This window comes from Pseudomonas sp. FW300-N1A1 (assembly GCF_058789115.1).
Window position 1 is genome coordinate 1 of record NZ_JBYTBK010000057.1, and the last position, 26,456, is coordinate 26,456.

Here is a 26,456-nt window from a genome sequence, read left to right on the forward strand (position 1 = left end):
AGATGATCAATGTGTCGTATTAAAAAGTGTCCACCATGTCCCCGAACAGGTGTAAACCATGTCCCCGGTCCAAACACAGCTCATTCGCCAGCAAGGGCGGGTATAGCGCTTACACCGTCTTGGCGATCCGGCTTGCCAGCAGTGCCCAGCCAAACAGCAGTGTGCAGACAATGATCAGCGGCCATGAGCGCCATTGCAGGTAAGGCGTCAGGTTGTGCATCGGCACTACTTCACCATAGAGAATGCCGCGCTCGAATTGCGGAATCTGCACGGTGATCTTGCCGAACGGGTCAATCAGCCCGGTCACGCCGTTGTTGGTGGAGCGAATCATCCAGCGGCCGGCCTCCAGTGCCCGCATCTGCGCCATTTGCAGGTGTTGCAGGGGGCCAATGGAGGTGCCGAACCAGGTGTCGTTGCTGATGGTCAGCAGCAGATCACTGCGCGCTGACAGGCTGGCGGCAAATTCCGGATACACCACTTCGTAGCAGATGAACGGTGCAATCTGGTAACCCTTGGCTTGCAGCATCGGCTGATCGGCCGGGCCACGGGCGAAGTCCGACATCGGCAGGTCGAAGAAGGCGATCAGCCCGCGCAGCACTTCCTGCAGCGGTACGTATTCGCCAAACGGCACCAGTTTTTGCTTGAGGTAGGTGCCTTCACCCTCGCCGACTACGATAATGCCGTTATAGAAGCGTTTCTCTTGATGTACTTGCTGACGGATCGGCACGCCGGTGATCAGGGCCGAGTTCCGATCGGCGGCGAAGTTACCCATCATGTTCAGGTAGCCCTCGGCGTTCTCCTTGAGAACAGGCACCGCGGTTTCCGGCCAGATCAGTAGGTCGACGCGCTTGGAGCTCAGGCTCATGTCGCGGTACAGCGCCAGCTGCGAGTTGAGCTGCGCCGGGTCCCATTTCATGCTTTGTTCGATATTGCCCTGAATCGCCGCAACGCTCAGCGGATCGCCCGACGGGCTGGTCCAGGCATGTCCCTTGAGTGACAGTCCAACGACCCACGGCGCGGCCAGTAACAGCAGGCCGGCGACGATAAAACCTATGCGGCCGGCCTTGATCAGGCGCGGCAGGTTGTACAGCAGCGCGGCGCTGAGGGCGATACCGAAGGAGATCAGCCAGATGCCACCCAGCGGAGCCAGGCCGGTCAGCGGGCCGTCGAGTTGACTGTAACCGGAATAGAGCCAGGGGAAGCCGGTGAGGAACCAGCCCCGGAACGCTTCCTGGCCTACCCACAACGCGGCGAAGGCCAGGGCGTCGGCCAGCGGTGCTTCGTTGCGGCGCAGCCAGCGTGCCCAGACCCAGGCGGGCAGGGCGAAGAACCAGGCAATCGCCGCGGTGAACGCCAGCATCAGCAGGCCGGCCAGCAGCATGGAAGCGCCGCCGAAGTGGTGGATGCTGTAGTAGATCCAGCTGGTGCCGGCGCCAAACAGGCCAAAACCGAAGCACCAGCCGCGGCCCAAGGCCTGGCGGGGTGTCAGTTCACGCAAGCCTGCATAGAAAAACCCGACCGCCAGCAACGCCAGCGGCCAGATATCGAATGGCGCCAGCGCCAGGGTGGTGATTGCACCGGCCGCCACGGCCAGCAGGTTACCGGGCCAGCCGGGGCGGGTCATACGACGCATTTCAGTCCTTAGAATTACCGGGCGATAGGTGTCAGGCGCAGCAAGTGGATACGACGGCTATCGGCATTGAGGATGCGAAAGCGATAAGCGCCGATTTCAGTGATTTCATTGCGTTTTGGCAAGTGCCCGAACGCGCTCATCACCAGGCCACCGACGGTGTCGAACTCATCGTCGGAGAACTCACTGTCGAAGAACTCGTTGAAGTTCTCGATCGGGGTCAGGGCCTTGATCAGGAAGTCACCACTGGGCAGAGGCTTGATGTAGCTGTCCTCTTCGACGTCGTGCTCGTCCTCGATGTCGCCGACGATCTGTTCCAGCACGTCTTCAATGGTCACCAGGCCCGCCACACCACCGTATTCGTCGATGACGATGGCCATGTGGTTATGGTTGGCGCGGAATTCGCGCAGCAGCACGTTCAGGCGCTTGGACTCGGGCACGAAGGTGGCCGGGCGCAACAGGTCCTTGATGTTGAAGTTGTCGCCGTTCTCCTTGAGGATCAACGGCAGCAAGTCCTTGGCCAGCAGCACGCCCATCACGTCGTCGTGGCTTTCGCCAATCACCGGGTAGCGGGAGTGGGCCGAGTCGAGCACGGCGGGCAGGAACTCGCGGGGTGTCTGGGTCGCCTTGATGCTGATCATCTGCGAGCGCGGGACCATGATGTCCCGTACTTGCAGGTCAGCCACCTGGATGGCGCCTTCGACGATGGCCAGCGCTTCGCTGTCCAGCAACTTGTTCTGGTGGGCATCGCGCAGGAGTTCAAGCAGCTCCTGACGGTTTTTCGGCTCATGGGCAAAAGCTTGGGTGAGTTTACCCAGCCAGGACTTTTGCCCGTTGCTCGATCGATCTTCGCTCATAGCGATTACTCTGAATCCTTTGTTGTAACGATAGGGGATGTTTCGGTTTCGTCGTCCGCATAAGGGTCCGGATGACCCAGTTCTGCAAGCAACGTTCGTTCCAGCGCTTCCATTTCTTCGGCTTCGTCATCATCTATATGGTCGTAACCCAATAGATGCAAGCAGCCATGAATCACCAGATGTGCCCAATGGGCCTTCAATTCCTTGCCTTGCTCGGCCGCTTCGCGCTCGACCACGGCCACGCAGATCACCAGGTCGCCCAGTAACGGGATGTCGAGGAACTCGTCAGGCACATCGGCCGGGAACGACAGGACGTTGGTGGCGTAATCTTTTTGACGCCAGGTGTGATTGAGTTCACGCCCTTCCGCTTCGTCGACCAGGCGAATGGTCATTTCCGAGTCGGCGCTGCGTTGGCGCAGGGCCAGCTCGCACCATTGGCGGAATTCGGCTTCGCTTGGGGCTGGCGCCTGGGTCGCCCGTTGCAGGTCAAGCTCAAGCATCGCGGTGGCTGTCCTTCGGGTTTTGTGCAGCGGCATGGTTTTCATAGCGCTCATAGGCTTCGACGATGCGCTGGACCAGCGGATGACGCACGACGTCTTTGGGCTTGAAGTGAGTAAAGCTGATACCTGGCACGTCCTTGAGCACTTCGGTCACATGGATGAGTCCGGACTTGGTGCCTTTGGGCAGGTCGATCTGGGTGACGTCACCGGTAATGACCGCCGTCGAACCAAAGCCGATCCGGGTCAGGAACATTTTCATCTGCTCGACGGTGGTGTTCTGGCTTTCGTCGAGGATGATGAAGCTGTTGTTCAGCGTGCGGCCGCGCATGTAGGCCAGCGGCGCGACTTCGATCACCTGGCGTTCGATCAGTTTGGCCACCAGTTCGAAACCGAGCATTTCGTACAGCGCGTCGTAGAGCGGGCGCAGGTACGGGTCGATCTTCTGCGACAGGTCGCCGGGCAGGAAGCCGAGTTTCTCGCCAGCCTCGACCGCCGGGCGTACCAGCAGGATGCGGCGGATCTGCTCGCGTTCCAGCGCATCGACTGCACAGGCTACGGCCAGGTAAGTCTTGCCGGTACCGGCCGGGCCGATGCCGAAGTTGATGTCGTTGGCCAGGACTTCCTTCACGTAGCGCTGCTGGTTCAAGCCGCGAGGGCGAATCATGCCTTTTTTGGTGCGCAGCGCGACGGCGGGTTCGGCGGGCGAGTGATTGTTCAGCTCTTCCACGGCCGATTCCTGCAGGAACAGGTGAACCATGTCCGGCGACAGCTCGCTACCCTTGGTTTCACGGTAGAGCCGGCGCAACAGGTGTTCCGCGGAGGTGGTGTGTTTGAGCTCGCCGATCAGTTCGAACTGATTGCCGCGATTGCGGATCACGATCGCCAGGCGCTGCTCGATCAAGCGCAGGTGCTCGTCGAATTGCCCGCACAGATTGGCAAAGCGATGAGCCTCAAAGGGCTCGAGTATGAAGCGATGGGGTTCTATGGGTGCGTTCAAAGTTGTTTTTAGCCGCCCTTGGGCAATGGAGATGAAATCAAGGATAACGCCAGAGGGCTGGGTGCGAAAGCTCTTATACGGAGCAATGCAGCCGGCGATGATTCTGTAGGAGCGAGCTTGCTCGCGAAGGACTCGAGAGCACCACGCTCATTCAGGATGCAAGCGTTATCGTTGACGATCATCGCGAGCACGCTCGCTCCTACAGCAGCGAACCGCGCAGCGAGTGCGGCTGTGCGGCGTCGATGTGCACGTCCGCGAACTGGCCGATCAGGGTTGGAGTGTCGCAGCGGAAGTTGACGATACGATTATTCTCGGTGCGGCCTTGCAGCTCTCCGGGGTCTTTTTTCGAATAATCGGTCACCAGGATTCGCTGGACCGAGCCGACCATTTGTCGGCTGATCTCGAAACCTTGCTGGTTCAAGCGATGTTGCAGGGCATTCAAACGCTCTTTTTTCAGCTCTTCCGGCGTTTCGTCGGCCAGATCGGCGGCCGGAGTGCCCGGGCGCTGGCTGTAGACAAAGGAGTAGGAGAAGTCGAAGCCGACGTCTTCGATCAGCTTCATGGTTTGCTCGAAGTCTTTTTCGGTCTCGCCGGGGAAGCCGACGATGAAGTCCGAGCTGATGCAGATGCCGGGTACGGCAGCTCGCAGCTTGCGCAGCTTGGACTTGTACTCGAGCGCGGTATGGTTGCGCTTCATGGCGGTGAGAATCCGGTCCGAACCCGATTGCACCGGCAAATGCAGGTGTTTGACCAGCTCGGGTACTTCGGCGTGGGCCTGGATCAGGCTGTCGGAGAACTCCAGTGGGTGCGAGGTGGTATAGCGAATGCGGTCGATCCCCTCGACGGCGGCCACCACCCGGATCAGTTCGGCCAGGTCCGCCAGACGACCGTCGTGTGTGGTGCCGCGATAGCCATTGACGTTCTGCCCCAGCAGGGTGACCTCGCGCACGCCATGCTCGGCCAGGTGGATGATCTCGGCGATCACGTCGTCGAACGGCCGGCTGACTTCTTCGCCCCGGGTGTACGGCACCACGCAGAAGGTGCAGTACTTGCTGCAACCTTCCATCACCGATACGTAGGCACTCGGGCCATCGATGCGCGGTTCGGGCAGGTGGTCGAACTTTTCGATTTCCGGGAACGAGACGTCGACTTGCGGCAATTTGGTGATGCGCGCGGCGTCGATCATTTCCGGCAGGCGGTGCAGGGTCTGCGGGCCAAACACCACGTCGACATAGGGCGCGCGGTCGCGAATGGCCGCCCCTTCCTGGCTGGCCACGCAACCGCCGACCGCAATCACCAGGTCCGGGTTGGCGAGCTTCAGTTCGCGCCAGCGGCCCAATTGGGAGTAAACCCGGTCCTGGGCGCGCTCGCGGATCGAACAGGTATTGAGCAGAATCACGTCCGCATCTTCAGCGCGAGCTGTCACTTCCAAGGCCTGATGTTCGCCCAGCAGATCGACCATGCGCGAGCTGTCGTACTCGTTCATCTGGCAACCGTGGGTTTCGATGTAAAGCTTCTTGGCCATGGAGGGAGTCATCACGTGATTCAAAGAACCGCGCATTATAGGGAACAAGTCCCCAGGTTCCTACCATCGTGCGTCCAGCGGCTATGCTATAGTTCGCGCCCTCATTTTTATCCCTCGATGTGTTACCCGCCCACCATGACCAAACGTGAAGCTCCAATCTACAAGGTGATTTTCCTCAACCAGGGCCAGGTGTTCGAAATGTACGCCAAGCAGATCTATCAAAGTGATCTGTGGGGCTTCCTGGAAGTGGAAGAGTTCGTCTTTGGCGAGCGCACGCAAGTGGTCGTCGATCCGAGCGAGGAAAAACTCAAGGCTCAGTTCGAAGGCGTGGTGCGCAGTTTTGTACCGATGCATTCGATTGTGCGCATCGATGAAGTCGAGCGCCTGGGCACCCCGAAAATCAGCGAAGCCCGTGGCTCGGTTGGCAATGTCATGCCGTTTCCGATGCCAATGCCTGAGAAGTAAGCGGGTTGCTCCTGTGGAGAGGGAGCCTGCTCCCGCTCGGCCGGTCTGCGTTCGGACGAAGCGGTCGTAACGCCCAGGAATGCGGTCTGCCAGATCGACTGTGATTGCAGGGTTCAGGGCCGCTTCGCGCCCCAGCGGGAGCAAGCTCCCTCGCCACGAAGGTCCGCCAGGCGTTCAGGGGAAGTCAGGGCAGCGGCGCGAAAGGCGTGCGCCCGTCCGCGCTTTGCAGTTCCATCAGGTATTTACGGAAAATTTGCCCCAGCACCTGGGTGGCCACTTCCAGCTCATCGCGCTGCATGTGTTCGGCGACTTCGTCGGCGGTGTCCAGCGCATCTTCCGCACCGTTGACCGCTGCCATTTTCAGCACGATGTACGCCTGGATGTTATTGGCCGGCACACCTTCGCCCCGGAAGAACATGGTGCCAAGTTTGAATTGCGCTTGGGCATGGCCTTGCAGCGAGGCCTTTTCGAAGTAGCTCAGGGCTTGATTGAGGTCGCGCGGCGCGCTTTTGCCTTCGTAGTAGAACTCGCCCAACTCGTATTGCGCTTCCGCATCCCCGGCATCCGACGCTTTCTGGCAGGCATCGAGTGCCTCCTTCAGGTCTTCAGGCTGGGTATTGAGGGTGCAACGACCCATTGCCGGGATCAACAACGAGTTGCCGCCTGCTTGTGCGTGCGCGAGCAGGGGCTGAAGGAGCAACAGGCAGCCCAATGCAAGGGTGCGGCCGGTGCGGTTCATGGGAATCGACTTACCTCTGGAGGGCGCGTGGACCCGTCGAGGGATCCAATAAGCGCGCATTATGAAATAAGCAGGACCATCCTTACAAAGTCTTTACTCGTTTTTCTGCCGCGTGGGGACTATATCTACCGCATTTAAGGGCAATTGAGCCTGTCAGGTCAGAAAATAAATAGAAATGCAGGGTAACGCTGACGTCGACAACGGTTGTCGACGTCAGCACACATCCCTTATTTCAGGGCGGCGAATGCGCGCTCTGCGGCGTCCAGGGTCAGTTTCAGCTCGGCTTCGCCGTGGGCGATCGAGGTGAAGCCGGCTTCGAAGGCGCTTGGTGCCAGGTACACGCCACCTTCGAGCATCAGGTGGAAGAAGCGCTTGAACAGGTTGGCATCGCTGGCCATCACGTCATCGAAGGTCACGATGTCATCGGCGCCACTGAAGTACAGGCCAAACATACCACCGGCCTGGGTGGTCACGAACGGAATGCCCGCCGCATCGGCACGCTGTTGCAGCCCGTCGAGCAGGCGGCTGGTGTAGTCGCTGAGTTCGTCGTGGAAGCCGGGGCGGCTGATCAGGCGCAGGGTGGTCAGGCCGGCGGCCATGGCCAGCGGGTTACCCGACAGGGTGCCGGCCTGGTAGACCGGGCCCAGCGGTGCGATGTGCGCCATGATTTCGCGTTTGCCGCCGAAGCAGCCAACCGGCATGCCGCCGCCGATGATCTTGCCGAAGGTGCTCAGGTCCGGTGTCACGCCGTAATGCGCCTGGGCGCCGCCGAGTGCCACGCGGAAACCGGTCATCACTTCGTCGAAAATCAGCACCACGCCGTGCTTGTCGCACAGGCTGCGCAGGCCTTCGAGGAAGCCCGGGGCCGGCGGTACGCAGTTCATGTTGCCGGCAACCGGCTCGACGATGATGCACGCGACTTCCTGGCCGACGTCGGCAAGCATTTTTTCAACTGCATCGATGTCGTTGAACGGCAGTGTCAAGGTGTGTTTGGCAAAGGCGGCGGGTACACCGGCGGAGCTTGGCACGCCCTGGGTCAGCAGGCCGGAACCGGCCTTGACCAGCAGGCTGTCGGAGTGGCCGTGGTAGCAGCCTTCGAATTTGATGATGCTGTCGCGACCGGTGAAGCCGCGAGCCAGACGAATGGCGCTCATGGTGGCTTCGGTGCCGGAGCTGACCATGCGCACCATTTCCATCGACGGCACGATCGAGCAGACCAGGTCGGCCATCTCGGTTTCCATCGCGGTAGGGGCGCCGTAGGACAGGCCGTGTTCCAGCTGCTTGCGCACGGCGTCCAGTACGTCCGGGTGGCTGTGGCCGAGAATCATCGGGCCCCAGGAACCGACGTAGTCGACATAGCGCTTATCGTCTTCGTCCGTCACATAGGCGCCTTCGGCGTGCTTGAAGAACAGCGGCGTGCCGCCGACGCTCTTGAATGCACGAACGGGCGAGTTCACGCCGCCGGGAATGTGTTTCTGGGCATTGGCAAACAGGGTTTCGGAACGAGACATGATTGGGCTCTCAAAAATCGGTAGTTGAATACTTAAAACAAATCGTTGAAGGCGCGCGCGCGGCGCGTCACTTCCCGGGTGCTTTCGGCTCCGAACAGGCCGTGCACCACCGCCAGCAGATCAACCCCGTGGGCCACCAGCGGGGCGGCGTTGTCCAGGGTGATGCCGCCGATCGCGCAGATCGGCAGGTGCAACGTGCTGCGGGCCTGGTCGAGCAGTTCGAGGCTGCAGGTCGGCGCGCCGGGTTTGGTGCTGGAGTTGAAGAAGCGGCCGAAGGCGACATAGCTGGCGCCTTCGGTTGCCGCTTGTTCGGCGAGCTCGAGCTGCGCATGGCAGGTCGAACCGATGATGGCCTCGCGACCCAGCAGCGAACGGGCCGGGGTCAGCGGGCCGTCGGTTTGCCCCAGGTGTACGCCAACGCCCAGGCGCGCGGCCAGTTCGGCGTCATCGTTGATGATCAGTTGGGTCTTGTAGCGCCCGCACAGATCATGCAGTGCTTGCGCCTCGCGCAGTCGACGGGCGTCGTCGCTGCTCTTGTCGCGGTACTGCAGCAGAGTGACGCCGCCATCCAGCGCGGCCTCCACGTACTGAAGAAATTTCCCGGCCAGTAACTGGCTGTCGGTAATGGCGTACAGGCCACGTAGTTTCATCGGGCAGGCCTCATGACGTTACGAGCAGAAGTCCAGCGGCAGGCGGCGCGGCACGAATTGGCCTTTGCCCAACTGCTCGGCGTCACGCAAGGTGCGCCAGGTGTAGTCGAGTGCCGATTTGACTGCGCTCGCCAGATGTTCGCCTTGCGCCAGGCGACCGGCCAGGGTGCTGGCCAATGTGCAGCCGGAGCCGTGATAGCTGCCTGGCAGGCGTTGGCAGGTAAAGGTTTCACGGTGCCCGTCGCGGCTGTACAGGCGATTATGCACTTCGTGTTCGTCACCATGGCCACCGGTGATCAGCAGGTGTTTGACGTAAGGCAGGAGCTTTTCTGCGCATTCGTCGGCCGTGCCTTCAGGCAGTTCGGCAAGGATGCGCGCTTCAGGAAGGTTGGGGGTGGCGATGATCGCCAATGGCAGCAGGCGCTCGCGCATGGCGTAGCCGACCTCGTCCTTGCCCAGGCGACCACCGCCACCGGCGCGCAGCACCGGGTCGCAGACCACCGGCAGGTGCGGGTGTGCCTGGAGCAGTTCGACCACGGTGTCGACCATTTCCAGTGAGCCGAGCATGCCCAGCTTGACCGCCGCTACCTGCGAGTCGTTGAGCACGGCGTTGGCTTGTGCCAACACCCACTCACGGTCGAGGACGCGGAAATCACTGACATTGACGGTGTCTTGCACGGTCAGGGCAGTGACGGCCGGGGCCGCATGACAACCCTGTGCGAGCAGGGCTTCGATATCTGCCTGCAAGCCGGCGCCACCACTTGGGTCGTGGCCGGAGAGACAGAGGACAACGGGGCGAGAGCTGTAGATATTCATGGTGCGCGAGCTTACCACCAAACCTGTTTTTTCGGTGTGCCGTGCCGCGTAATGCGCTCGCCACTGGTATCCAATGGTCGTAATGGCGCTTTGATGTCTTGGTCTGAGGAGCCTGACTAGACGGGAGAGGTGCTCTGTAATGCCCGTTCTAGAGCCTTCAAACTAAAGATTTCGGTGGTGTTCAAACGCCACCACCGGCTATGCTAGAGTGGATCCAAATCAATAACAGGTCATGCCGGTTTTACGTCTACTCAAAAGGAATGGGGGGGCTTCCTGACGCAACCGGACAGGCTATGCTGGGGCTTTATGCGCTATTTGCTGATGTTGCTGTTGAGCTTGCCCTTGCTGGCGACCGCGGCTGATTTTAACGAGCTCACCCAAAGCCTCCCCTTGGGTCGCAGCATGCAGGTCTACGAAGACGTCGCCGGCACTGCGACGATTACCGATGTCCTCGCGCAAGCCGCGGCTGGCCAGTTCAAGCCCCACGATAAAGACACGCTGAACGCCGGTTACTCGCGCTCCGTGTTCTGGTTGAAAATCGACCTGCATTATCGTCCGAACAATCCCGATGTCCGGCGCACCTGGTTGCTGGAACTGGCCTATCCGCCCCTCGACCATCTTGATCTGTACCAGCCCGATGAGGCTGGCCGCTACCAACTGACTCAACGCACGGGTGACGCTTTACCCTTCGCCAGCCGGGAGATCCGTCAGAACAATTACCTGTTCGACCTGGACTTTGCCGCGAACCAGCAGAAAACCCTGTATTTGCGCCTGCAGAGCCAGGGCTCGATACAAGCGCCGGTGACGTTGTGGTCGAGTACCGCCTATCTGGAAGAGCAGCCGGTGCGCCTCTATGTGTTGGGGCTGATCTACGGCGTGCTGCTCGGAATGCTGGTCTACAACCTGTTCATTTACCTGAGTGTGCGCGACACCAGCTACCTCTACTACATCGTCTACATCGCTTCGTTCGGCCTCTATCAGCTGTCGGTCAACGGGGCGGCGGTGGAGTATTTCTGGCCGGACAACCCGTGGTGGGCCAACGCCTCGACGCCGTTCTTCATCGGCTGTGCCGGATTGTTCGGAAGCCAGTTCGCCCGCAGCTTTTTGCAGACCGCCAGACACAGTCGCTGGATGGACCGCCTGTTGCTGGTGCTGATCGCGTACGGCGCCCTGGTGGTAGGGTTGTCGTTGATGACCAGCTACGCCCTGGCCCTGCGCCTGGCCACGGCCTTGGCCTTGATCTTCACCGTGGTGATTTTCGCGGCGGGGATTTTCGTCTGGTGGCGAGGCCTGCGGGTGGCGCGTTACTTCATCATTGCCTGGTCGGCGTTCTTGCTGGGCGGCATCGTCAATACCCTGATGGTGCTGGGTTACCTGCCTAACGTGTTCCTGACCATGTACGCCAGCCAGATTGGCTCGGCGATCGAGGTGGCGCTGCTGTCACTGGCGTTGGCCGACCGTATCAACGCGATGCGCGAGCAGCAGGCGCAGACGCTGTTTGATGCCGGGCAAAAGCTCGAAGTGTTAAACCAGCAACTGGCCCACAGTAACCAGCTCAAGGATGAGTTCCTCGCGACCCTGACCCACGAACTGCGCACCCCGATGAATGGCGTGATCGGTTCGCTGGAGTTGATGCAGACCGTCGAGCTCGACCCGGAGCTTGAGCAATACCAGCAGACGGCGGCCGGTTCCGCGCGCGACATGATGCGCATGGTCAACGGCATTCTGACCTTGACCGAATTGCAGGCTGGCCGACTCAGGGCCTGCCCCGAACCGTTCAGCTTGCGCTCGGTGGTCGACAACGTACGGCGTCAGTTCGCGGCCAATGCCTCGGGCAAGGGGCTGGATTTCAAGGTCGAGGTGGCCCCGGGTGTGCCGGACCGGCTCAACGGTGACAGTGCCAAGCTGGTGCAGTGCCTGGAGTGTCTGCTCGACAATGCAATCAAATTCACTCGCGTGGGTGGGCTGGCCTTGCGGGTCAGCGGCAAATCCACCGAGTCGGGACGCCAGAAGCTGTCCTTCGCGGTGATCGACACGGGTATCGGTTTTACCGATCTGGGGGAAGCGACCATGTATCAGCGCTTCTTCCAGCTCGATGGCTCCATGACGCGCGAATACGGCGGCCTGGGTGTTGGCCTGGCCATCTGCCGGCAATTGGTCGAGCTGATTGGCGGGCGCTTGACCCATCGCTCCGAACCCGGACGCGGTAGTCGTTTTCAGCTGGATGTCGAGTTCGACGTGGTCACGGTGCACCAGGTGGCGGCACCTTCCCGTCAGCCCCTGGAAGACATGAATGTGCGTGCCCCGCAGGATTGCACGGTGTTGCTGATCGATGACAACAGCATCAATCAATTGGTGATGCGTGGCATGTTGCTCAAGCTGGGTTATCGGGTACGCAGTGTCGACAGTGTCCAGGCGGCACTGGACAGCTTGCGCCGCGAGCGGTTTGACGGGGTGCTGCTCGACAGTCTGGTATCGCCTGTCGACGGTTCATCGGTGTGCTGCCAGATCCGCGCTTTGCCGGGGTATGCCGGGTTACCGGTGCTGGCGGCCGTGGCTTCGACACAGGGCATTGACCTGGAGGCGGGGTGGACCGATTGCCTGAATAAGCCGGTGAAATTCGATGAGTTGCAGGTGGCACTCTACCGGCGAGTGCTGTGTCAGAATCAAGGTGAAAGCGCCGATATTTAGGCGGATATGCCACTTTGTCCACGGGCAAGGCGGTGCTTAACTGAGGGTCTCAACGGACCCGAGGAGGCCCCGCCATGAACCTGCACCAGTTCGCCGAAACCCACGAAGTCACCAACCAGCCACCCTCGCTGGACGGCGCCAACCTCTATCGCATTGACCTGCCGTTGCAAGAGTGGGCCCGGCGATTCGGGGCCGGCTGGGCGGACTCGCGCATCGACGCTTATGGCGCGCTGGCCGGTGGCCCGTTGATGGAAGCCGGGTTTTTGGCCAACCAGAACAAACCGGTGTTCTCCAGCCATGACCGTTACGGTCACCGCGTCGACCTGGTGGAGTTCCACCCGGCCTACCATGAACTGATGCGCACGGCGGTCGAGCACGGGTTGACCTCCTTGCCCTGGACGGACCCCAAGTCCGGCGCCCATGTGGCCCGCGCCGCCATGTCCTATTTGCACAGCCAGGCCGAAGCCGGCAGTGGCTGTCCGTTGACCATGACCTTCGCCAGCGTCCCGGCACTGCGCCTGCAACCGGACATCGCCAGGCTATGGCTACCGAAAATCCTCGCCACCGAGTATGACCCGCGCAACGTCGGCATGGCCCACAAGGCGGGCGTGACCATTGGCATGGCGATGACCGAGAAACAGGGCGGTACCGACGTGCGGGCCAACACCACCAAGGCCTATCCGGTCGGCGCGGCGGGGCCGGGGCAGGCGTATGAACTGGTGGGCCACAAGTGGTTCTGCTCGGCACCGATGTGCGATGCCTTCCTGACCCTGGCACAAACCGACAAGGGCCTGACCTGTTTCCTGTTGCCCCGTCATCGACCGGACGACACCCGCAACCAGTTCTACATCCAGCGCCTGAAAAACAAACTCGGCAATTGCTCCAATGCCTCCAGCGAAGTTGAATTTCGCGGTGCGCTGGCGTGGATGGTGGGTGAAGAGGGGCGCGGTGTACCGACCATCATCGAGATGGTGGCCATGACCCGTTTCGATTGCATGGTCGGCTCAAGCGCGTTGATGCGTCAGGCACTGACCCAGGCCAGCCATCACTGCGCTCACCGCAAGGTGGGGGGCAAGGTGCTCAGCGAACAGCCGCTGATGCAAAACGTACTGGCCGACCTGGCACTGGAAAGCGAGGCGGCGCTGGCCTTGAGCCTGCGCATGGGCCAGGCGCTGGATCACCTGGACGATGCCCGGGAAGACAAGTTTGCCCGTCTGGTCACGGCGGTGGGCAAGTACTGGATCTGCAAGCGTGCCCCGGCCATGATCAACGAAGCGGCCGAGTGCATGGGCGGCGCGGGGTATGTCGAAGAAAGCATCCTGCCCCGGCTGTACCGTGAGGCGCCGGTGAACTCGACGTGGGAAGGTTCCGGCAACGTGCAGTGCCTCGACGTGCTGCGCGCCTTGTCGAAGGAGCCGGGGGTGCTGGATGCCTTGTTCAGCGAACTGGGCGACGGTCATGGCGACAAACGCCTGGCCGCCCACATCAGTCAGCTGCAGGCGGCGTTCAAGGACACCGGCGACATTCAATACCGTGCCCGGCAGTTGACCGAAGACATTGCCCTGGGCCTGCAGGCCAAACTATTGCTCGAAGCCGGCAATGCCGCCGTCAGTGATGCGTTCATCGCCAGCCGACTGGGCACGGCCGGACGGGTGTATGGCACCTTGCCGAGGGGCGTGGATGTGGAAGCAATCGTCGCCCGCTCGACCCCTCACGGGTTCTGACCAACGGTTGATGAACATCACGGATCCTTTGCGGGAGTGGGCAGCCTGCTCCCGCAGGGTTCCCGTGCGCCGCGGTTGCAGGCAAGATGAAGGTCTGCAAGTCAGAACACAGGAAGCTGATCGTGACCGAAGCGTTTATTGTCGTCGAAACCGCTGAACAAGCCGTGGACCGTCTTGCCGCTCTGCATGAGCGGGCCACTTCTGCGCTGAACCAAGCGCTCAAGCGCTACCTCAAGGATCGCATCGAACCCGATGCCGAGCAGCGTGCACTGTTTCGTTACCCTGAACTGCGTCTGACCTACCATTGCCTGGGCGAAGTCCCGCAAACCACGCGTGCCTACGCCAAGGTACAGTTGCCCGGGACCTACAGTGTCACCGTCACCCACCCGGCCGCGTTCCGCAAATACTTGCTGGAGCAACTGGAGCCCCTGATGCACGACTTCACCGTGACGGTGGAAGTGGGCGTCAGCGAACAGAACATTCCGTACCCGTACGTGGTCGAGCAAGGCGATGAGCTGGCCGGCTCCGGCGTGACCGCCGCGGTGCTGGCGCGGGTTTTCCCCAGTACCGACCTGTCCGCCGCCAGCGATGGCATTGCCGATGGCCTGTACGATTGGGAAAACACCGATCCGTTGCCACTGGCGCTGTTCGATGCCGCGCGGGTGGATTTTTCCCTGCGTCGCCTGGTGCATTACACCGGCAGCGACTGGCGCCATGTGCAGCCGTGGATTCTGCTGACCAACTACCATCGCTACGTCGACCAGTTCATCGTTCATGGCCTGGAGCAACTGCGCAACGATCCACGCTTCGTGCGCATGGTGCTGCCGGGCAACGTGATCATCGAAAAATCCATGGACCACGGCGAAGCGTCGGCCATTGCGGCCGGCGTGGTCTGGCACCGTTATCAGATGCCGGCCTATCACCTGCAGGCGTCGGACGGCCACGGCGTGACCCTGGTGAACATCGGTGTCGGCCCTTCCAACGCCAAGAACATCACCGACCACCTGGCGGTGCTGCGCCCTCATTGCTGGCTGATGATCGGCCACTGTGGCGGTCTGCGGCAGTCGCAAACCATTGGCGACTATGTGCTGGCGCACGCGTATATGCGTCGCGACGGGATTCTCGATCGCGTGGTGCCGCCGAACATTCCGATCCCGGCGCTGGCCGAAGTCCAGCTGGCCTTGCAGCAAGCGGCCGCCAATGTCACCGGCGAGCAGGGCGAGGCGCTGAAAAAACGCCTGCGTACTGGCACTGTGCTGACTTACGACGACCGTAACTGGGAGCTGCGCTGGGCCCAGGAACGGCCGTTGATCAACCTGTCCCGAGCCGTGGCAGTGGACATGGAAAGTGGCACCATCGCCGCGCAGGGCTACCGTTTGCGAGTACCGTACGGCACCTTGCTGTGTGTGTCGGACAAGCCGTTGCACAGCGAAATCAAGCTGCCAGGTTCGGCCAACGCCTTCTATGAGCGCGCGGTCAGCCAGCACTTGAAGATCGGCATTGCTGCCGTGGATTTGCTGCGCACCGAACTCAACTCGTTGCACTCGCGCAAACTGCGCAGCTTCGACGAGCCACCGTTCCGCTGATCGGGAGGTGGTTATTTAACGGTCAGGCCACTAGCATTGTCGGTCCTGACCGTTAGATGTTGTGTTTGCCATGTCGCGTCCCCCTCGTCCCCCTTCCCGTCGCCCGGGTGTGAAGCCTGCACCATCCTCTTCTGCCCCTCGGCGAGTGGCCAAGGCACCGCCAGCCGAGCCGAAACTGATTCTGTTCAATAAACCCTTCGATGTGCTGACGCAGTTCAGTGACGGAGAGGGGCGGGCAACGCTCAAGGACTTCATCGAGATCCCCGGGATCTACCCGGCCGGTCGGCTGGACCGCGACAGCGAGGGTTTGTTGTTGCTGACCAATGATGGTCAGCTCCAGGCGCGCATCGCTGATCCCAAGCACAAGCTGGCCAAGACCTATTGGGTGCAAGTGGAGGGTGAGCCGAACGCCGGGCAACTGCAGCGTTTGCGCGACGGTGTGGAGCTCAATGACGGCATGACCTTGCCGGCCGAGGCGCGCCAGCTGGATGAGCCCGAGCTGTGGCCACGCAACCCGCCGGTGCGCTTTCGTAAAAGCGTGCCGACCAGTTGGCTGGAATTGGTGATCCGTGAAGGGCGCAACCGTCAGGTGCGGCGCATGACCGCTGCGGTTGGCTTGCCGACCCTGCGTCTGGTGCGCGTGCGGATTGGCGACTGGACGATCGAGGGGCTCGATCAGGGCCAGTGGAAGGAAGTGCCAGCGCGCTTATAGCGTGCCGGATTCGATCAGGCCGATGACCACGCTTTTGATGATGAACGCGGCCACGCCCAGGCCCAGCACGAAGAACAGGATGAACGAACCGAAGCGTCCGGCCTTGGACTTCTTCGCCAGATCCCAGACGATGAAACCCATGAAAATGATCAGGATGGTCACCAGGCCGGTCATCATCCACTCTTCAAATACTGCAGGATCCATCGAACATCTCCAGCGCGGGCAGGGCTAAAAGGGCGGGGCGAGTATACGCCATGGGGGATTGGTGGAGTATTGGCCTGCGTCGGTGTGCCGCACCTGTGGCGAGCGAGCTTGCTCGCGCTGGGCTACGTAGTAGCCCCAAAACCGGCCACCGGGTTTTTATCTGAAAGACAGCAATTGTCTTGTTGGGCGCGCTGCGCACCCCAGCGCGAGCAAGCTCGCTCGCCACGGGGATAGCGTTTGCAGGGTGGGAGCGGCTTCAGCCGCGCAGATGAGTCAACGGCAGCTCGGTGCTGTTGAGCACCTGGTTGAGCACGAAGCTGGAGCGCACGCTGGTCACGCCTTCGATGCGGGTCAGGTGCCCCAGCAGCAGTTTCTGGTAGTGGTCCATGTCCGGCACCACGACCTTGAGCTGGTAGTCGGCGTCCATCCCGGTCACCAGGCTGCATTCGAGCACTTGCGGCAGGGTGCGGATAGCGGCCTCGAAGTTTTCGAAACGCTCCGGGGTGTGGCGGTCCATGCCGATCAGGACATAGGCGGTCAGGCTCAGGCCGAGCATTTTGCGATCCAGCAGCGCCACCTGGCGGGAGATGTAGCCATCGTCCTCCAGTTGCTTGACGCGTCGCGAGCAGGGCGATGGCGACAAGCCGATGCGTTCGGCCAGCTCCTGGTTGGAGATGCGAGCGTCACGCTGCAATTCAGCCAAAATGCTCAAGTCGTATCGGTCGAGTTTGCTCATGGATCAGGCCTTTGTCATAGCAATTGCGGTGGATTATCTATCCGGGGTGAAAAATTGCGCAAGTCATGTTTATTTGAGCAATATTCGCAATCCTCTGCCGCGGGCCCAAGCCTATTCTTATCACCAGAATCACTGCCCGGACAAACAGTCCACAGCGGCCCGCCGAATCAGGCCAGCCGCGGCCACCTTCTCCCACAGGAGCTGAGTCGGCCCCCGGGCTACACACTGTCCACAAGACGGCGTGAGGTGAGCCGGCGTCAAAAGCGTCGAGCACGGACGAAGTTCTCAAAGGGAGGCCGACGGGTCTCCCTTTTTTATTGCCTGCGAAATCAGTTTCAAGCTTGTAGCTAACGTCCTAGCCCTTGCTCATTGTTGCGACCGGATCGGCATGCACCAGGACTTCGGCTTGCGGGTAGACCGCGCGAATGGCATCGGCCGCCTGGTCGCTGAGGCCGTGGGCTACGGTCAGGGTCAACTCCCCCGGTAACTCCAGGTGCAGTTGCACGAACCAGTGATTGCCGGAGACCCGGGTGCGCAAGTCGTGGGCCCCGAGTACCCCGGGCACGCTGCAAGCCAGTTCGAGCATGCGCTGGCTGACGTCCGGGGGCAGTTCCTGATCCATCAGTACGGCAAAGCTTTCCCGGGCGATCTGGATGGCGCTCCACAGGATGTAGGCGGCGATGGACAGGCCGAACCAGGCATCGAGCTGATACCAGCCGAATCCGGCAAGCACCAGCGCGATCAGGATGCTGCCATTGAGTAGCATGTCCGAGCGGTAGTGCAGCGAGTCGGCCCGTACCGCATTGGAGCCGGTTTCGCGCACCACGCGCTGTTGCAGCACCAGCAATGCCGCTGTCAGCAGCAAGGAAAAGATAATCACGCCAATGCTGAGCCAGGCCGCGCCAATCGGTTCAGGGTGTTTGATCCGTTCGACGGCTTGCAGTGCGATCAATACCGCACTGCCGGAAATGAACAGCGCCTGGGCCATGCCGGCCAGCGACTCGGCCTTGCCATGTCCGTAACGGTGATCATCGTCCGCCGGGCGCAGCGCGTAATGCACCGCCAGCAGGTTGAGCAGCGACGTCACGCCATCGAGGGTCGAATCCGTCAGGCCGGCGAGCATGCTCACCGACCCGCTCAACCACCAGGCGATGGCTTTGGCGACGATCAGGATGCTGGCCACGGCCACCGATGCGCGGGTGGCCAGGCGTAACAGGCGGGCGTGTTCCGTGCTGCTGGTCATAGGTGCATCGTTCCTTCGGTGCGGTGCCTCAAGCGGCGGGTTGCAGGCCGAGCATGGCCAGTTGCTGGGCGCTGCCCTTGTGCTGGATCAGGCGTGGATCGTCCAGTGGCAGATGACGGCCCAGTTCGCTTTCGAGAATAGCCTGCAACTTGATGTTATCGACCTTGCCATCGGCGTCGATGGCTTGCTGGAGTTTCTCCGGTGCCACCTGCGCGGTCTTGCCCGGCTCGAAGTAAATCGCGCCGGTGGCGAAGTCCACGGCAAAGGCGATCAGCCCCGGGACGATATAGAACAGCAGGCCCACGGCGTCGAGCGCGGCAATGGCCGGGTCGATCTTGCCTTCGATCTGGCCGCGGCGATCGGGATAGAGAATCGACCCGCATGCGGTGATCTGGGTCAGCAGGGTCGCGATCAGTACACCGCCCATCAGGCGAAAGGGAGCACGCATGGAAAATCTCCTGAGCAAACTTGAAACGAAACGTCGTCGGTCAACATTAGGACCGTGATTAACGTCAGGCAGTTCGCCGTTATACTCGCCGCTCTGTTTTGGAGCCAGCATGATTTCTTTGCCGATCGATGATGTTTTACCCGCGCTGCGTGACGCCCTGTCGACACGCCACGAAGCGGTGCTCGAAGCACCGCCCGGTGCCGGCAAGACCACCCGCGTGCCCCTGGCACTGCTGAATGAGCCGTGGCTGGCGGGCCAAACCATCCTCATGCTTGAACCGCGCCGGCTGGCGGCGCGTGCGGCGGCCGAGCGGCTGGCCAGCGAGTTGGGGGAAAAGGTCGGCGAAACGGTCGGCTACCGGATTCGCCTGGACAGCAAGGTCGGACCGAACACCCGTATCGAAGTGGTCACCGAAGGCATTCTCACCCGGCGCCTGCAGGAAGACCCGGCGCTCGAAGGCGTGGGCTTGCTGATCTTCGACGAGTACCACGAACGCAGCCTCGACGCCGACCTGGCCCTGGCCTTGAGCCTGAATGGTCGTGAGTTGTTTCGGGACGAACAGCCACTGAAGATCCTGCTGATGTCGGCGACCCTGGAAGGCGAGCGGTTGGCCGGCTTGCTCAATGATGCGCCGATCCTGCGTAGCGAAGGCCGCATGTACCCGGTGACGATGCGCTGGGGCCGGCCGTTCCAGCCGGGCGAGTTCATCGAGCCGCGGCTGGTGCAGACCGTTCTTGAAGCGCTGGACGACGAAACCGGCAGCCTGTTGGTGTTCCTGCCGGGGCAAGCGGAAATCCGGCGTGTCCATCAACAGTTGGCGGATGCGCTGGGCGAGCGCTCTGATGTGCTGCTGTGCCCGTTGCATGGTGAACTCGACCTGGCGGCGCAACGGGCGGCTATCGAGCCGGCACCGCCGGGGCAGCGCAAAGTGGTACTGGCCACCAACATCGCCGAGACCAGCCTGACCATCGACGGTGTACGTGTCGTGATTGATGCCGGCCTGGCGCGGGTGCCCCGTTTCGATCCCGGCAGCGGCATGACCCGCCTCGACACCCAGCGCATCTCCCGCGCCAGTGCGACCCAGCGTGCCGGTCGGGCGGGGCGCCTGGAGCCGGGAGTGTGTTATCGCCTGTGGTCGCAGGATCAGCACGAACAACTGGCGGCCTATGCCAGCGCCGAGATTCTCTCCGCGGACCTCGCCGGCCTGGCCTTGCAGCTCGGTCGTTGGGGCGTTCTGCCAGGGCAATTGGTCTGGCTCGATGCGCCCCCGACGGCGGCGTATGCCCAGGCCCAGGACTTGCTCGAGCGCCTGAGGGCACTCGAGGGTACGTCGCCTGAAGACTGGAAACTGACTCGTCACGGCCAGGCCATGGCCGAACTGCCGGCCCATCCGCGCATTGCCCACTTGCTGCTGCGCGGTCAGGCATTGGGGCTGGCGAACATGGCGTGCGACGTGGCGGCATTGCTCGGCGAGCGGGATATCTTGCGCGGTGCCGGTGCCGACCTGCACAGCCGCCTGGTGTTGCTGTCGGGTGAAGAACGTGCGGCGCGTGGCGCCCAGGGCGGCGTGCAGCGGGCGCGGCAATTGGCCCGGCAGTATCGCGGTTATCTGCGTGGCAAGGCCGAACAACCGGTCAGCGACCCGGACCATCCGCGCTGGCTCGGTGCGTTGCTGGCGCTGGCCTATCCGGACCGGGTGGCCCAGCAGCGTCGCGCAGGGGGCGCGGAGTACCGACTGGCCAACGGTCGCGCGGCCTTGTTCGCCGAGGCCGATAGCCTGATGAAACAGCCCTGGCTGGTGATCGCCGATTTGGGCAGCCGTCAGGGGCAGCGTGAAGAACGGATTTATCTGGCCGCCGATTTCGATCCGGCGCTGTTCGATTCGGTATTGGCGGAGCAAGTGCGTTGCGTCGATCAGCTGGATTGGGATGAGCGTGAAGGCGTGCTGCGGGCCGAGCGCCAGCGCAAGGTGGGCGAACTGGTACTGAGCCGCGAACCGCTGACCGGTCTTGATGAGTCCGCGCGCAGCCAGGCACTGGTCAATCTGGTGCGCCGTAAAGGGTTGGAGCTGTTGCCGTGGACACCCGAGCTGCGTCAGTGGCAGGCGCGTGTAGCGCTTCTGCGGGATCTGGATTTGGAGAAGGGGAGCACAAGTGATTGGCCAGATCTTCGTGACCAAGTGCTTCTGGAGTCTCTAGGGGAGTGGCTTGCCCCTTACATCGGGAAGGTAACCAGGCTCAGTCACTTTGGGCAGATCGAGCTGGCATCAATTCTTCGCACCCTTTTGCCGTGGCCCTTGCCGCAGCAACTTGAAGTGCAAGCACCCCAGATGATTGGGGTGCCCTCTGGATCGAATATTCGAATCGACTACAGCGAGCGACCGCCCGTATTAGCTGTGAGGCTCCAAGAATTGTTTGGTCTTGCGGATACACCGCGCATTGCCAATGGACGTCAGGTGCTCAAGCTCCATTTGCTATCGCCAGCGCGACGTCCTGTGCAAGTCACCCAGGACTTAGCAAACTTCTGGAAGTCGACGTACGACGAAGTGAAGAAAGACCTTAAGGGGAGGTACCCCAAGCATTTTTGGCCTGACGACCCCTTGATCGCGGAAGCTACCGCTAGGGCCAAGCCGCGAGGTACCTAGACTCGTTGACTAGTGGCGGCTCAAAAGTCTGAATGCCAGATTTTATGAACGGTTGAAGCAGCCATCCCCAATTTCATAGATGTCTGCTTTTGCGTCATGCCTTCGGCTTTGCAGGCAAGCACGGCTTGAATTTTCTCGTTAGGTATCGGCCGCTTGCCTGCTTTAGCTGTTATCAGATTACCGCCTTCGAAATGGCTCGGTAAGCCGGAGAGAACTCCTAGCGCTTCGAGCTTTTTCATTTCTCCCTGCAGATGCGCGAGGAACTCAGCGAGAGATTCTTGACGTTCGTAACTGGATGCCATCGCCAGTAAAGCAACAGGATCGACATCTAGTCGCGCGCTGATGCGCTTGAGCATATCCAGTGTGATGTTGGACTTCGCGTGCTCGACATTGTGCAAGTGGCGAGCTTCAACTGCGCCTCCTAGTTGCTCTTGAGACAGACCGCGAGCTGTTCTAGTCGAGCGCAGGATCGCTGCCAGCGTTGATCGCGAAGGTATGAGTGCTTCCCGCAAAAGGAAGGATAAGGCCACATCGATCAATTCCTATCCATGCAATATAGTGCGTCATTGTAAATTTCAAGCGCAGTGGCTACGACCGCACCGTACTTGGCCGATGGGTAGGCTACGGCCCCCTTTGTCAGCAGCGGTTTAGCATAGATTTGTCAATTTATAGGAATTGTCGCTGAGGTACATTGCTTGTGAACTTGCGCGCCGCTTTTCGAATTGCAGCACCGCATAACGAGGAAACTTGCATCATGTTTATTTCAGATGAGTCTTGTATGGTCGGCTTACCGGGCTTCCCTGGGCCTGGCCGAACTGCTTGGCGAATGATCGAGCGAGACTCCGAGGATCTTTGGTATCACGTTCGCTTTCGAATTTTTGACGGAGCTAGAACCCGGCCTAAAAAGTTGATGCCTACAGACCCTTCTATGCTGGCCCACCTACTCTCTCAGCGGAGCCCAGAGCATACGATTGAGGCGGTTTAGATTGTGACCCCCCCTTGCATGAATGGGAGCTCTTCGGATCGCATGGAGTAGTTGATCAGTCTCGTCGCCGGCTACGACCAAAATGGAGAGTGCGTCTTGCTTCACAAAGTCGATAGCGGAGCAATCTACAGTAGCTCTCCTGATGGTGTGACCGACGCAGGGTTGCTCAGCGATATTCGAATGATTTACGACGCCACAACCACCGCCTCGATACCGATTTAGGCATTTCCAACTGCAATCACAATCTGACCCCTACAGCAGTCACGCTGCGGTTGAGGTAGATAATCACTTACGCCCACAGCTCCAGACGACTAGTCCATGAAGATCAAAATTTACTCAGATCTGCACCTCGAATTCGCTCGGTTCGAACCCGCCCCAACCGATGCGGACTTAGTCATTCTCGCGGGTGACATTGATATCAAATCGCGCGGCGTGAAATGGGCGAACGAAGTGTTCGGGTGCCCTGTGATCTACGTGTGTGGCAATCACGAGTTTTCGTCGTTGTTGCTTTCCCAGCTGATCGGCCCTGGGAAATCCCGCGACCGCAGGACATCCGTGAGCTTGAGGATATTGGCCAGTCCCTGTGGAATGTCGGCGTAGGAGATGGAGGGTGCCTCTGGACGAGTCGGAACTGTACTCGTCACGGCTAGATGCGGCGGTGTCCTACACAGGTTGGCGTGTACCTGAGAGTCCTGGGGTGTGCGGGTGCGGCTTCAGTACTTACTCCAGGCAAGGTAATGCCTCCCAACACTCCGCCAACCAGTCACACAGGGCAACGATCCGGTCAGGAACAAACGGGCTCTTCAGACGAACCAGGTTCACAGGCAGGGCAGGTAACGACCACTGTGGCAATAGATGCACCAACTCGCCTGACTTGAGTGAATCATTGAAGAGCCAGCGAGGGCCTGCATGCAGGCCCACTCCATCCAGCATGGCGCGGTATATCGCTCCAACATTATTCAGAAAGAAACAACCTGACAGCTCCACGCTTTCGACCTGTCCCTTGTGCTCCAGGGCTATTCGTGTCGGGTTTCGTTCTGAAAGCCAAGAGTAAATGATCGCCTTGTGCTCTGGTAAATCGTGGGGATGAAGAGGGGTTCCATGTGCAGCCAGATAACCAGGGCTTGCACAAAGCACATGGGACATAGTGCCAAGCCTGCGTGCGATGAGTGTCGAAACAGGCAAGTGGCCGACGCGGATCGCCACATCAACGCCTTCGGCCATCAAGTCCAGGGCTCGGTCGGATAACTCCAGATCCACCGTGATGCCCGGATTAAGACGCTGAAAAGTAGCGAGCCACGATGTTACATATCGTTCACCAAAATTCACTGGAGCGCTGACTCGAACCAAGCCGTGCAGCGTTGGCAGGCTCACGTCCAGATTTGCCACCACATAATCCATTTCATCAATCAATGGGCGCATCTGCTCGTACGCTCTCATGCCCGCACACGTCAGGCTGATCTTTCTGGTCGTCCGGTTGAGCAGCTGGGTGCTAAGTCTTTTTTCAAGCGCAGTTATCTGCCGGCTTACAGAAGAGGGTTCGAGCTGAAAATCCTCAGCAGCCTTGGTAAGGCTGCCCCGATCCACGACCCGAAAGAAAAGTCGCCATATAGATGTGTCGTCATTTTTGCGCATGGTGCAATTTAATTTTGATATTCGCGACATGTCAATGCGCAAGCCGCATCAATATCATACAGCTTCGATCGTCTTAGGGATAAATGAAATGTCACAGGAGAACGCTGCGAAACGAAACAGCGATCGCTATTGGGTGCTTTTCGCCGTCTGTGCCGCGGGCCTGATTTTGCCCCTGGAATACACCGGTCCAGCGATGGCGCTTCCAGCAATTGAGCGTGCGCTGGGTGGAAGTCCTATTGCGTTAGCCTGGGTGATCAATGCCTTTGCTCTGAGCTTTGGCAGTTCAGTGATGGTGGCGGGGGCTCTGGCTGATCGATATGGCCGCAAGCGTATTTTTTGTATCGGAATAGCCAGTTTTACCGGGTTTTCCCTTGTCATTGGGTTATCGCCAAATGTGCTGGTACTGGATCTGCTCAGGGTGGCACAAGGCATTGGCGCGGCACTCGCCATGTCTGGTGGTGCAGCCTCGCTGGCACAAGAGTTCCAGGGGCGCGCGAGGACTAAAGCATTCAGTCTTCTGGGCACTGCATTCGGTATCGGGCTCGCCTCAGGCCCCGTCATAGCGGGCGCCCTGGTGGAAAGTTTTGGGTGGTGGGCGATCTTCTTGCTGGGAGCGATCATCGGCGGTGCGGTGCTTTTACTGGGCGTCCCTCGTATGCGCGAAACAAGAGATCCTCAGGCACACAGCCTCGATTGGCTGGGCAGCATAACCTTTACTGCATTCCTGCTCTTTTTAACCTTTGCCATTATGCAGATCCCACAGAGTGGCCTGGGTAGTGGGGTTGTAGTGGGTTTACTGGTCGGGTCCGGGCTGCTGCTCGTTGCATTTATTCTTGTCGAGCTTAAACACGAACGCCCCATGCTCGATCTCAGCTTGTTTGGATACCCGCGTTTCGTTGGCATTCAACTCCTCCCCATCGCTACCGCCGTGTGTTTCATCGTCCTGCTGATCATTTTGCCGCTTCGCCTTATTGGGCCAGAGGGTATGAGTGAGCTTCAGGCTGGCGCAATGATGATCGCGTTGTCGGCACCTATGGCTGTCATCCCGTTTACAGCGGCGCTTTTAACGCGTTGGGTTTCTGCATCGACCTTGTCCTGTGTCGGGCTGGTCATTGCTGCTGTCGGGTTGGTCTGGCTTTCGACGGTGCCGGTAGGCGAGCACTGGTCGGAGCTGGTTCTTCCTTTGCTGGTGATTGGTATGGGTACGGGACTGCCATGGGGGTTGATGGATGATCTGTCAATTAGTGTCGTTCCCGTTGAACGTGCGGGTATGGCCACCGGTATCTTCACAACCATGCGTGCATGCGGAGAGGCTATTTGTGTCGCCGGGGCACTTGCCCTCCTGAATTCGTTTCTTCGTGTCGAACTCTGGACGGCTTCAGGGCAAAACCCATCGTTGTCGCTTCCCATTAGTGTCGCGGCCAACGGCATGGCGACGGGTGACATGTCCCACGCCAGGTCTCTAACCGGTCAACTTCAGACTCTCACCCTTGAGCAGCTATACAGCGCTGCATTCGCAAATCTTTTGTATGTCCTGATCGCAATAACCCTGCTTGCCGCAGCAATTAGTGCATTGGCCTTGCGCCAAACGAAGGTGGAACAAACCGCCCCCCAAAGGCAACCCCTATAGAGAACGGAAGGAGAGAGTATGAAGGGTTTGTATAATCTCGCGGCTCAACTGCAAACGGATTTGTCATTGCTTCCGATATCAACGGTGCTAAATACGGCAGGGAAAGAAGAGCAATCTCCAGAAAGTCTTAAAAAAATCGCAGAATGGTGCGTTGAGTATCTATGTAATCCCCATCCGAATCTTGGACGATCAGGCGTTGTCTGTCCTTGGTCACCTGCCGCGATGAAAAAAAATACGTTCTGGCTGGTGGATTATCCGGTCAAAGGCCTTGATGAGGAGGTGATCCATCGGCAAATGTTGAGTCTGATTGATATTTTCAATGCGCAAGAACCGCGTGAAGGTGACGGTACTCAGTTTAAAACAATTGTAGTGGTGTTCCCTGATCTTCAACCGATTAGTAAGGTTGCCGATTTGCATGCTCAGCTCAAAGAGCACTTTTTGAAGGAAGGGCTGTAGTGGTCAACTAATCCCGGACACGACTTTAAATTTTTCCTCGGCCCGCGCTGGAGCCAACCCATCGTTGAATTG

23 protein-coding genes and 1 pseudogene are annotated in these 26,456 nt (G+C 60.1%); 9 read left to right on the forward strand and 15 right to left on the reverse strand.

From position 1 onward, the window contains the following. Positions 1–109 precede the first annotated feature (109 nt). The 5 genes from lnt to miaB all read right to left on the reverse strand — a co-directional run bounded on the left by lnt (position 110) and on the right by miaB (position 5,509). Positions 110–1,633 (reverse strand): apolipoprotein N-acyltransferase, encoded by a 1,524-nt coding sequence (gene lnt, locus AC3WQN_RS23950; protein WP_103401940.1) that lies wholly within the window; start codon positions 1,631–1,633, stop codon positions 110–112. A gap of 14 nt (positions 1,634–1,647) precedes the next feature. Then, the gene (locus AC3WQN_RS23955; RefSeq protein WP_095080620.1) at positions 1,648–2,487 is read right to left on the reverse strand and encodes a CorC family transporter; all 840 of its coding nucleotides are present in this window, start codon (positions 2,485–2,487) and stop codon (positions 1,648–1,650) included. A 5-nt stretch (positions 2,488–2,492) separates the two neighbouring features. Next, positions 2,493–2,987, reverse strand: coding sequence for an rRNA maturation RNase YbeY (gene ybeY / locus AC3WQN_RS23960; RefSeq protein WP_095145412.1), 495 nt, complete (start codon positions 2,985–2,987; stop codon positions 2,493–2,495). After that, positions 2,980–3,984 (reverse strand): PhoH family protein, encoded by a 1,005-nt coding sequence (locus tag AC3WQN_RS23965; RefSeq protein WP_095080623.1) that lies wholly within the window; start codon positions 3,982–3,984, stop codon positions 2,980–2,982. Before AC3WQN_RS23965 ends, ybeY begins: the two co-directional genes overlap by 8 nt. A 199-nt stretch (positions 3,985–4,183) precedes the next feature. Continuing rightward, positions 4,184–5,509 carry a tRNA (N6-isopentenyl adenosine(37)-C2)-methylthiotransferase MiaB gene (gene miaB, locus AC3WQN_RS23970; protein WP_176465317.1) on the reverse strand — a complete coding sequence of 442 codons (1,326 nt, stop codon included), beginning with the start codon at positions 5,507–5,509 and terminating at the stop codon, positions 4,184–4,186. Positions 5,510–5,644: 135 nt separating this feature from the next. Between miaB and AC3WQN_RS23975 the strand changes: the two genes are divergently transcribed. Further along, positions 5,645–5,974, forward strand: coding sequence for a DUF1820 family protein (locus AC3WQN_RS23975; RefSeq protein WP_095080627.1), 330 nt, complete (start codon positions 5,645–5,647; stop codon positions 5,972–5,974). 184 nt (positions 5,975–6,158) lie between these two features. On the opposite strand, the gene AC3WQN_RS23980 is transcribed toward AC3WQN_RS23975, so the two are convergent. The 4 genes from AC3WQN_RS23980 to AC3WQN_RS23995 all read right to left on the reverse strand — a co-directional run bounded on the left by AC3WQN_RS23980 (position 6,159) and on the right by AC3WQN_RS23995 (position 9,690). Then, positions 6,159–6,713: a tetratricopeptide repeat protein gene (locus tag AC3WQN_RS23980; RefSeq protein WP_095080628.1), complete on the reverse strand. Its 555-nt coding sequence runs from the start codon at positions 6,711–6,713 to the stop codon at positions 6,159–6,161. Positions 6,714–6,940: 227 nt separating this feature from the next. Next, positions 6,941–8,224: a glutamate-1-semialdehyde 2,1-aminomutase gene (gene hemL / locus AC3WQN_RS23985; protein WP_095148943.1), complete on the reverse strand. Its 1,284-nt coding sequence runs from the start codon at positions 8,222–8,224 to the stop codon at positions 6,941–6,943. Positions 8,225–8,256: 32 nt separating this feature from the next. Continuing rightward, complete coding sequence (thiE, locus tag AC3WQN_RS23990; protein WP_103401938.1) at positions 8,257–8,874, reverse strand: thiamine phosphate synthase; 618 nt, start codon at positions 8,872–8,874, stop codon at positions 8,257–8,259. 18 nt (positions 8,875–8,892) lie between these two features. Further along, positions 8,893–9,690 (reverse strand): hydroxymethylpyrimidine/phosphomethylpyrimidine kinase, encoded by a 798-nt coding sequence (locus AC3WQN_RS23995; protein ID WP_103401937.1) that lies wholly within the window; start codon positions 9,688–9,690, stop codon positions 8,893–8,895. 306 nt (positions 9,691–9,996) lie between these two features. Here AC3WQN_RS23995 and AC3WQN_RS24000 point away from each other — a divergent pair, with 306 nt between their 5' ends. From AC3WQN_RS24000 to AC3WQN_RS24015, 4 genes are all read left to right on the forward strand, one after another. Further along, positions 9,997–12,381, forward strand: a complete 2,385-nt coding sequence (locus tag AC3WQN_RS24000) for a hybrid sensor histidine kinase/response regulator (RefSeq protein ID WP_103401936.1) — start codon at positions 9,997–9,999, stop codon at positions 12,379–12,381. A 74-nt stretch (positions 12,382–12,455) separates the two neighbouring features. Further along, positions 12,456–14,105: an acyl-CoA dehydrogenase family protein gene (locus AC3WQN_RS24005; RefSeq protein ID WP_103401935.1), complete on the forward strand. Its 1,650-nt coding sequence runs from the start codon at positions 12,456–12,458 to the stop codon at positions 14,103–14,105. Positions 14,106–14,191: 86 nt separating this feature from the next. Further along, positions 14,192–15,691, forward strand: a complete 1,500-nt coding sequence (amn, locus tag AC3WQN_RS24010) for an AMP nucleosidase (protein ID WP_178081950.1) — start codon at positions 14,192–14,194, stop codon at positions 15,689–15,691. A 145-nt stretch (positions 15,692–15,836) separates the two neighbouring features. Next, positions 15,837–16,403 (forward strand): pseudouridine synthase, encoded by a 567-nt coding sequence (locus AC3WQN_RS24015; protein WP_178081951.1) that lies wholly within the window; start codon positions 15,837–15,839, stop codon positions 16,401–16,403. Here AC3WQN_RS24015 and AC3WQN_RS24020 read toward each other — a convergent pair. From AC3WQN_RS24020 to AC3WQN_RS24035, 4 genes are all read right to left on the reverse strand, one after another. Further along, the gene (locus tag AC3WQN_RS24020; RefSeq protein ID WP_015096955.1) at positions 16,398–16,607 is read right to left on the reverse strand and encodes a DUF2788 domain-containing protein; all 210 of its coding nucleotides are present in this window, start codon (positions 16,605–16,607) and stop codon (positions 16,398–16,400) included. The two genes, AC3WQN_RS24015 and AC3WQN_RS24020, sit on opposite strands and share 6 nt — an antisense overlap. Positions 16,608–16,863: 256 nt before the next feature. Beyond that, positions 16,864–17,343 (reverse strand): Lrp/AsnC family transcriptional regulator, encoded by a 480-nt coding sequence (locus tag AC3WQN_RS24025; protein ID WP_054052470.1) that lies wholly within the window; start codon positions 17,341–17,343, stop codon positions 16,864–16,866. A gap of 355 nt (positions 17,344–17,698) precedes the next feature. Beyond that, positions 17,699–18,586, reverse strand: a complete 888-nt coding sequence (locus tag AC3WQN_RS24030; RefSeq protein WP_103401933.1) for a cation diffusion facilitator family transporter — start codon at positions 18,584–18,586, stop codon at positions 17,699–17,701. Positions 18,587–18,614: 28 nt separating this feature from the next. After that, the gene (locus AC3WQN_RS24035; RefSeq protein ID WP_103401932.1) at positions 18,615–19,034 is read right to left on the reverse strand and encodes a polyribonucleotide nucleotidyltransferase; all 420 of its coding nucleotides are present in this window, start codon (positions 19,032–19,034) and stop codon (positions 18,615–18,617) included. A 109-nt stretch (positions 19,035–19,143) separates the two neighbouring features. Here AC3WQN_RS24035 and hrpB point away from each other — a divergent pair, with 109 nt between their 5' ends. Beyond that, positions 19,144–21,678: an ATP-dependent helicase HrpB gene (gene hrpB / locus AC3WQN_RS24040; protein WP_103401931.1), complete on the forward strand. Its 2,535-nt coding sequence runs from the start codon at positions 19,144–19,146 to the stop codon at positions 21,676–21,678. Positions 21,679–21,698: 20 nt separating this feature from the next. On the opposite strand, the gene AC3WQN_RS24045 is transcribed toward hrpB, so the two are convergent. Beyond that, complete coding sequence (locus AC3WQN_RS24045) at positions 21,699–22,208, reverse strand: helix-turn-helix domain-containing protein (RefSeq protein WP_256587342.1); 510 nt, start codon at positions 22,206–22,208, stop codon at positions 21,699–21,701. Between the two features lie 773 nt (positions 22,209–22,981). Here AC3WQN_RS24045 and AC3WQN_RS24050 point away from each other — a divergent pair. Next, a pseudogene (locus AC3WQN_RS24050) lies at positions 22,982–23,158 on the forward strand (serine/threonine protein phosphatase); the annotation flags it as partial. 225 nt (positions 23,159–23,383) lie between these two features. Here the strand turns inward: AC3WQN_RS24050 and AC3WQN_RS24055 are convergent. Continuing rightward, the gene (locus AC3WQN_RS24055; protein WP_103401929.1) at positions 23,384–24,298 is read right to left on the reverse strand and encodes a LysR family transcriptional regulator; all 915 of its coding nucleotides are present in this window, start codon (positions 24,296–24,298) and stop codon (positions 23,384–23,386) included. Here AC3WQN_RS24055 and AC3WQN_RS24060 point away from each other — a divergent pair. Both AC3WQN_RS24060 and AC3WQN_RS24065 read left to right on the forward strand, forming a co-directional pair. Further along, a complete protein-coding gene (locus tag AC3WQN_RS24060) occupies positions 24,297–25,928 on the forward strand; it encodes an MFS transporter (protein WP_371918531.1) in 1,632 nt (543 codons plus the stop codon). The genes AC3WQN_RS24055 and AC3WQN_RS24060 overlap by 2 nt on opposite strands. A gap of 18 nt (positions 25,929–25,946) precedes the next feature. Further along, positions 25,947–26,384 (forward strand): DUF6875 domain-containing protein, encoded by a 438-nt coding sequence (locus AC3WQN_RS24065; protein WP_146038394.1) that lies wholly within the window; start codon positions 25,947–25,949, stop codon positions 26,382–26,384. The last annotated feature ends 72 nt before the right edge of the window (positions 26,385–26,456 follow it).

Coding starts and splice junctions, on each gene's coding strand:
- AC3WQN_RS23995 (WP_103401937.1), bottom strand. CDS start 9,690: ATGAATATCTACAGCTCTCGCCCCGTTGTCCTCTGTCTCTCCGGCCAC.
- AC3WQN_RS24060 (WP_371918531.1), top strand. CDS start 24,297: ATGGTGCAATTTAATTTTGATATTCGCGACATGTCAATGCGCAAGCCG.
- AC3WQN_RS24035 (WP_103401932.1), bottom strand. CDS start 19,034: ATGCGTGCTCCCTTTCGCCTGATGGGCGGTGTACTGATCGCGACCCTG.
- lnt (WP_103401940.1), bottom strand. CDS start 1,633: ATGCGTCGTATGACCCGCCCCGGCTGGCCCGGTAACCTGCTGGCCGTG.
- AC3WQN_RS24000 (WP_103401936.1), top strand. CDS start 9,997: ATGCGCTATTTGCTGATGTTGCTGTTGAGCTTGCCCTTGCTGGCGACC.
- AC3WQN_RS23955 (WP_095080620.1), bottom strand. CDS start 2,487: ATGAGCGAAGATCGATCGAGCAACGGGCAAAAGTCCTGGCTGGGTAAA.
- AC3WQN_RS23975 (WP_095080627.1), top strand. CDS start 5,645: ATGACCAAACGTGAAGCTCCAATCTACAAGGTGATTTTCCTCAACCAG.
- thiE (WP_103401938.1), bottom strand. CDS start 8,874: ATGAAACTACGTGGCCTGTACGCCATTACCGACAGCCAGTTACTGGCC.
- ybeY (WP_095145412.1), bottom strand. CDS start 2,987: ATGCTTGAGCTTGACCTGCAACGGGCGACCCAGGCGCCAGCCCCAAGC.
- amn (WP_178081950.1), top strand. CDS start 14,192: ATGAAGGTCTGCAAGTCAGAACACAGGAAGCTGATCGTGACCGAAGCG.
- AC3WQN_RS24005 (WP_103401935.1), top strand. CDS start 12,456: ATGAACCTGCACCAGTTCGCCGAAACCCACGAAGTCACCAACCAGCCA.
- hemL (WP_095148943.1), bottom strand. CDS start 8,224: ATGTCTCGTTCCGAAACCCTGTTTGCCAATGCCCAGAAACACATTCCC.
- AC3WQN_RS23980 (WP_095080628.1), bottom strand. CDS start 6,713: ATGAACCGCACCGGCCGCACCCTTGCATTGGGCTGCCTGTTGCTCCTT.
- AC3WQN_RS24055 (WP_103401929.1), bottom strand. CDS start 24,298: ATGCGCAAAAATGACGACACATCTATATGGCGACTTTTCTTTCGGGTC.
- miaB (WP_176465317.1), bottom strand. CDS start 5,509: ATGGCCAAGAAGCTTTACATCGAAACCCACGGTTGCCAGATGAACGAG.
- AC3WQN_RS24065 (WP_146038394.1), top strand. CDS start 25,947: ATGAAGGGTTTGTATAATCTCGCGGCTCAACTGCAAACGGATTTGTCA.
- AC3WQN_RS24030 (WP_103401933.1), bottom strand. CDS start 18,586: ATGACCAGCAGCACGGAACACGCCCGCCTGTTACGCCTGGCCACCCGC.
- hrpB (WP_103401931.1), top strand. CDS start 19,144: ATGATTTCTTTGCCGATCGATGATGTTTTACCCGCGCTGCGTGACGCC.
- AC3WQN_RS24020 (WP_015096955.1), bottom strand. CDS start 16,607: ATGGATCCTGCAGTATTTGAAGAGTGGATGATGACCGGCCTGGTGACC.
- AC3WQN_RS24025 (WP_054052470.1), bottom strand. CDS start 17,343: ATGAGCAAACTCGACCGATACGACTTGAGCATTTTGGCTGAATTGCAG.